The sequence below is a fragment of the Candidatus Roizmanbacteria bacterium CG_4_9_14_0_2_um_filter_38_17 genome (assembly GCA_002788855.1).
Taxonomy (GTDB): Bacteria; Patescibacteriota; Microgenomatia.
This window is the reverse complement of record PFSB01000007.1, coordinates 1-6,114: the sequence shown is the minus strand read 5'-3', so window position 1 is coordinate 6,114 and position 6,114 is coordinate 1. Positions and strand designations below refer to the sequence as shown.

Annotated in this window: 6 protein-coding genes and 3 tRNA genes; 3 read left to right on the top strand and 6 right to left on the bottom strand. The window is 39.2% G+C overall.

Annotated elements, in window-relative coordinates; all coding sequences use genetic code 11:
- Nucleotides 1–295: 295 nt before the first annotated feature.
- From CO050_01615 to CO050_01605, 3 genes are all read right to left on the bottom strand, one after another.
- Nucleotides 296–369 (bottom strand) — tRNA-Gly (locus CO050_01615).
- Between the two features lie 5 nt (nucleotides 370–374).
- Complete coding sequence (locus CO050_01610; protein ID PJC31945.1) at nucleotides 375–908, bottom strand: hypothetical protein; 534 nt, start codon at nucleotides 906–908, stop codon at nucleotides 375–377.
- A gap of 56 nt (nucleotides 909–964) precedes the next feature.
- Nucleotides 965–1,037 (bottom strand) — tRNA-Asp (locus CO050_01605).
- Nucleotides 1,038–1,188: 151 nt separating this feature from the next.
- Here CO050_01605 and CO050_01600 point away from each other — a divergent pair.
- Both CO050_01600 and CO050_01595 read left to right on the top strand, forming a co-directional pair.
- A tRNA-Thr gene (locus CO050_01600) sits at nucleotides 1,189–1,263 on the top strand.
- Nucleotides 1,264–1,977: a hypothetical protein gene (locus CO050_01595; protein PJC31944.1), complete on the top strand. Its 714-nt coding sequence runs from the start codon at nucleotides 1,264–1,266 to the stop codon at nucleotides 1,975–1,977.
- On the opposite strand, the gene CO050_01590 is transcribed toward CO050_01595, so the two are convergent.
- From CO050_01590 to CO050_01580, 3 genes are read right to left on the bottom strand one after another with little or no spacing between them, the layout of a single operon-like run.
- Nucleotides 1,955–3,082 carry a hypothetical protein gene (locus tag CO050_01590; GenBank protein PJC31943.1) on the bottom strand — a complete coding sequence of 376 codons (1,128 nt, stop codon included), beginning with the start codon at nucleotides 3,080–3,082 and terminating at the stop codon, nucleotides 1,955–1,957. The two genes, CO050_01595 and CO050_01590, sit on opposite strands and share 23 nt — an antisense overlap.
- Complete coding sequence (locus CO050_01585; protein PJC31942.1) at nucleotides 3,069–3,818, bottom strand: hypothetical protein; 750 nt, start codon at nucleotides 3,816–3,818, stop codon at nucleotides 3,069–3,071. Before CO050_01585 ends, CO050_01590 begins: the two co-directional genes overlap by 14 nt.
- Nucleotides 3,815–4,837 carry a hypothetical protein gene (locus CO050_01580; GenBank protein ID PJC31941.1) on the bottom strand — a complete coding sequence of 341 codons (1,023 nt, stop codon included), beginning with the start codon at nucleotides 4,835–4,837 and terminating at the stop codon, nucleotides 3,815–3,817. Before CO050_01580 ends, CO050_01585 begins: the two co-directional genes overlap by 4 nt.
- 39 nt (nucleotides 4,838–4,876) lie before the next feature.
- On the opposite strand from CO050_01580, the gene CO050_01575 reads away from it, so the two are divergent.
- On the top strand, nucleotides 4,877–6,114 hold a 1,238-nt coding region (locus CO050_01575; GenBank protein ID PJC31940.1), incomplete at its 3' end, for a hypothetical protein.

Genomic DNA, 6,114 nt, shown 5'->3' with positions numbered 1-6,114 from the left:
GATATTTTAACTCAATGAAGTCTGTTAGTGTCCTGAAATTTGAATAATTGAAGCTAATTTATGGAGAAAATAGGTGTTTTGCGAAAGTCAGGAGGAGCTTGGAAGATATAGTAAATAGTAATTAACCCCAACTAATTCATCTGAATTCAGATTAACATTCGAGCAAAAGTTCGATTCTCGTCACCGGTATTGCAACTTTCCAGACTAACTCAGAAAAATGAAAAAACCTGGTTAGAACCAAGCTAAAAGTTGATTTCAAGGCTAAATTTGGAGAAGTTGCAAAACTAGTCCGACCTGGAGCGGGATAGGGGAATTGAACCCCCCTCTCCACCTTGGGAAAGTGGCATACTACCAATGTACTAATCCCGCTCGTACTATAAACTTGGTATTACTAGCTTTTGGCCTACTTCAATGCGGTTAGCATTTCGTAGATTATTAGCTCGTGCAATTACCATCCATTTTTCTCCATTACCATACATCTTTTCAGCAACCATAAACAAGGTTTCACCCTTGCTTACTGTGTACACCTGTACCACTGGTCCATCTGGTTTTGGTCTTGGTGTTACTTTAGGAACCACTAATTCCATACCAACTTCAACATTATCTGGATTTGCTATTTTATTTGCTTCAACAAGATCTACCCAGTTATATCCTGACCCGTAGAGCTTGACAGATACTGACCATAAATCCTCACCTTCTAATAAAGTATATTTCTCTGGTAGATTTGCCATCATAGCACTATCTGTAGCATCAGAACCACTAGCTGTAGCATCCTTATCTATTTCACCACCCCTACCGGTAACTGAATTAAAAATTGCAACCCCAATAAGAATAACTACCAATAGACCCAATCCCATGGAAACGTAATTTTCTTTAAGATTTAATCTTTCTTTTAATTCTTCAAACACATTTCTCCCCTCCTCTCTGAGCAGTGGAATAAGAATAAATGAGCAGAGCAGATATGCGGTCGCGACGGGATTTGAACCCGTGATCTCTTCCTTGACAGGGAAGCGTGATAACCGCTACACTACGCGACCAACACACCATATGCTACCAGATGAATTATACAACGTCAATGCAGTTTTTATCTAGAGACCTTAATAGTATCTATCGCACCATATATCTAATCACCCTACGTTCACAAATAACTCTTTGCACATTCTGCATGATAAAATATCCTTACAGTTCGCCAGTGTAGCTCAGGGGTAGAGCAATCCCTTCGTAAGGGAAAGGTCGGGGGTTCAATTCCTCCCACTGGCTCAAATGACTAAATCAAGATTACAACAAAAATATCGCAAAAAAACAGCAATAAGTCTATTATTGTCCCTATTACTAATAGTTGGCTTAGCTGCTGGATCAATGTTTTATTTACCAGAATTAATCCTTGGGATTACCACCATTAATTCAAAGATTTTTTCCCGGTCACAAAATATAGATGCAAATGCGAGTAACGACACAATTGCTCCATCCATTCCTAATTTAGAACCATTATCCGAGGCAACTTCTAAAAACTCCCTAACCATCACTGGTACCTCAGAAAGTGGAGCTAAAGTACACCTATACCGCAATGATTCCCAAATTAGCACCACCTCAGTGGACTCTGCTGGTGATTTTAGTTTCGACGACATTAAACTCGTCGCCGATAAAAATGAATTTTATGTTGTCTCAGAGGACTTTTCTGGAAACAAGAGCAAGCCATCAACAGCATATCTAATTATTCTCCAAATACAAGGCCCGCCACTAACTGCTACCGGAGCAGTAGACAACAGCAATGGCAAAGCGATAATTAGTGGTGAGACAGATAGTAGCGCTACTGTTACTGTCAGCGGAAGACGAGCTATTGTTACTCGCAGTGGTTCCTTCACGCTTGAGCTAAAACTAAATTCAGGTGAAAATAAACTTTTAGTTACTGCAACTGATCAAGCCGGAAACACCACAGAGCAAGAGTTAGTTCTTAACTACTCTCCCGAGGATTAGAAAAGTATACCGCTATCCACCACAGCACCCATGGGTAAAACAAAGTATTATTAAACAAGCCGTGGGTGAGCAATGCAGATGTTACAGCCAATCCCTCAATACTGACATTTTTTAGCAAGCTACCCCAATAAATTAAATACGCCACCAAACCAACTACCCCAGTTGTAGCCAGCACAAACAAAAAACTATTATCCACTCCCGCCCCCGCATTATTATCAAAGGCCAGCCTGCTCGCCGAAATGGAGGGGCCTTTAAAATCTTGCACGTAGCGATACATGTTTAGTCCCACGCCCAGTACGGGACTAGATTTCCATACCTCAACCGCGCTCAGCCAACTATCTATACGAGAATCTACAGTATCTACTCTTAATAAATCCCCCGCAATTCCAGCTGGCTTGAGCAGTATAATTAACAAAACTGCCACAAAAATACCAATCCCCAGTTTCGCCTTGCTCATTTTTCTTCCCAAGGCCAGAATTCCCATCCCCAGCATAAAGGCCAAATAGCTACTTCTAGAAAACGTTAAAACCAGTGCAATTTCCACTATTCCTATATATATAGCTTTTTTTAGACCTAGGCCTTTCCGATTACTAAACAATAAAATCAAGGTTAAAACCAAAATTATCCCCGTAAATTGTGGATCTAAAAACGTACCAAATAGACGGCTCAGATGAGGATCCCAACCCAGATACTGTAAGTTACGCAAGTTAGGATAAAGCCCGTACTGCACCAACCCCAACCCCGCCACACTAACACCCAACCAAACTAGAGCGCTTCTTAACTTAAGCTTCAGATCTTTTAGTACATATATTAGCCCTGTATAAGCCACAAATCTCAATAAATACAAACTCCCGACACCCACCTGCCACAATTCATACTTCGGTATATTGACTAATAACGACAGCCCCGCCACCCCCACAAACCACCATGCTTCGAGAATCCGCTTCTCGAAGTGCTTACTATACCAAGCTAAAACAATGAGCCCAACTAAAACATCCAAAAACACTATCCGCACATCGGGTGTACCAATCAGCTTAAAACTGGCCAATAAACCTAGAGGAAAGAAGATAACTGAAAGAAATAAAAGATATTTAACTAGCTTCATTTTGTTGTACTAGTAATTCGGATCGTGCAATAAATGAATGAAAACTCATCATCATTGCGTGCACAAAACCAGCTGTACCATCAAGAAGACCCAGCTTAATAATATAGATATATAGAAATTTTCCTACAGGATACAACACAACCTGCCAAATACTTACCCTTATACCCTGATCCTCTAAAACTTTTGCATGTAGAAGCGCATAGCTTCTAATCCTCTCCACAAACTCACTTATAGTCTGATGAGGGTAATGATTAATAACACCTCTCAATTTACTTGTTTTTGAGCTATCGTTACTCTTCCACACCTCATGGACTTTTCTTTCCCACTTTCCCGTATTCTTTTTAACTAGTCGAGTTAACCACACATTTCCTACGTCCCCATGCTTAAGTTCCCTACCCCACAAGTGATCTATTCTTTTAATAGCATAGCCAAACATATCAGTTGTCTCTAATTTCATAATCTCAAGGGCTAATTCTTGAGATACTATTTCATCTGTATCAATAAATAATACCCACTCATTAGAAGCACTCTCTAGCCCAAAGTTCCTCGAATCGGCAAAATTACCACTTAATTCTCTCTTATATATTTTCGCACCATTTTTTTTCGCAATTTTTACAGTATTATCGTAAGAGTAATCGTCTATGATCACTACTTCATCAATCCAAGCTAGACTTTCTATACATTTTTGTATATTTTTCTCTTCGTTCTTAGTTAAGATCACCGCTGTTATTTTCATATTAGTCCCACTACTTCCTTAGTAAATCTCTTCCAACTAAACTTCATAGACCTTTCTAATCCTTTATTAGCCAAATCTAGTCTAACTTGCCTATTACTTGCGAGCATCAGTATCGTTTCGACGTACTCTGATTGATTGTTCTGCTTAAGTAGTATTCCACCGTCTCCAACTATTTCCGGGAGAGCTCCAACTTCTGAGGCAACAACTGGGCATTTACAAGCCATTGCTTCTATTATAGGCAGACCAAACCCCTCATACAAAGAAGCGGTAATAAGCCCGTAAGACGTTGAATAAAGCGCGGAAAGCTCCTTGTCTGGAACTCTACCTAAAACTCGAACTGCATTTGAGCTAATATTATGGTAGCCTCTGCCAACAATTACCAAAAAAATATCTTTTTGTATTTTCTTTGCTTCTTCAAAGACCTTAATTAAAAACTGGATGTTTTTAACTTGGCGATTTTGACCTACAAAAATAAAAAAGTCTTCGTATAAATTATATCTTTTTCGAACACTCTCTATCTCTTCACTACTTCGCGGGGTGAACACGTTGTTTACTCCTCCATATACTACAGAGATCTGTTTGGACTTACATCCATATAGACGAATCAAATCCTCTTTGGTATTTTCAGACATGGTGACAATGGCATCTGCACTAGAGACTGCATCCTGACTAATTCTTTTTAATCTAGCTGAATTTTCGTATAGTTTTGGATAATGCTCAAAACCCAGGTCATATACTAACAAAACTTTTTTTCCCCTATAAAATCTGGGCAATGCTTGACTTAATCCGATAAATGCATCTACTCTATCTTTTATCAATCGTATAGGTAGTTCAAGATAGTTCCACCCCAAAGACAAGTAACTTGGTCTATAGGATAAAAACTCGTAGTTTGTGGGATATTCTTTAAGCGTGCGCAAGAATTCCTGTGTAACTCTATATACACCGCTTGGCCCAGCGTCTCTTACCCCATCAAGAGCACCTACATCAACTCCTACCTTCATATTTCTATTATATCCCATACAGTTGACACCTGCCGAGTAATTACCTAAACTAATATTGTGTCTGCTAATCAGACAGTTAAGCGCATCGTTCAGTTTGCCTCTTTAGTTATTCTTGTTTCCCTAATATATGTTGAAGTAACCAGTGCTTATCTCTCCGAAACAGTTACCACCACTGGCAATAAAATTATGAGCGGCTGCTGGGATAAGCCAACAGCTCCCGAGCTCACCACGCCTGCCAATAGTCACACAGCCAACACTCAAACAATTACTTTTGACTGGAAAGATTCCTCAAGCTCCTGTGAGACAGCAATACTCGAGTACAAAGTATCTATATATCTAGATGAAGAACTCACCAGCGAATATTACTCTTCAGATTATTCAACTGATCTAACACACACAAAAGAGCTAGCTAATGGTGAATATTGGTGGACTGTGTCTGTGCAAGATCAGTATCAAAATACTAAAATTTCGCAGTCGCGTTCATTAACAGTTGATCAATCGCAAATTATAATAAATAACTGGATAACTACGGGAGATGTGCAGTTTCAGGATGATGTAATTCTCATAGGCAGGCAAACATATACTAATGATGCCGGTAACTATCTCTGGGAAAATCGACTTATGCAGTCAATAAGTCCTGGCGCTAAAACCTTATCTTTCGATTATAAATTTACCACCGTAGACGACGTATTTTCAGATATACCTGGATTTCGAGTACTTGTTAATGGAAATATTATCTTAAGCGTAAATGCATCTGGTAGTGATATTGATTGGACAACCTATACTTGGGATCTGTCTTCGTACGGTCAGACCAAAAACATTGATGTAGAATTTCAAGCAGGTAATACGGGAGATAAGATTAACCAATCTTGGGTTACTCTCAAAAATATCTCCACAAGTATCATTAGTACTACCCCTTCAACACCCGATACACCTCTAGAAACTACTTATGAAGAGTCAATTGGTTACCAAAACATCATCATCAACGAGCTCTTACTTCGAGAACCCGCTTCTCGAAGTGATCTAGAGCTAAGGAACACCACCAACACAGAGATTGATCTAACTGGCATAAAATTAACTAAGTTTGATGGGAGTTTGGAGATAGATATGGATATAACTCTTAGTGAATCGCTGGTTGCATACGGCTATCTAGTTATAGACATAGATGAACTAGATGAAAATCATTTACAGATCCGCCTATATAACAGCAATAATGATCTGATTGATGTAGCTGGCGATGGTGGACCTACATTTGCAGGTTTAAGTGTTGACGGTGAATATTATTCTATGCAACG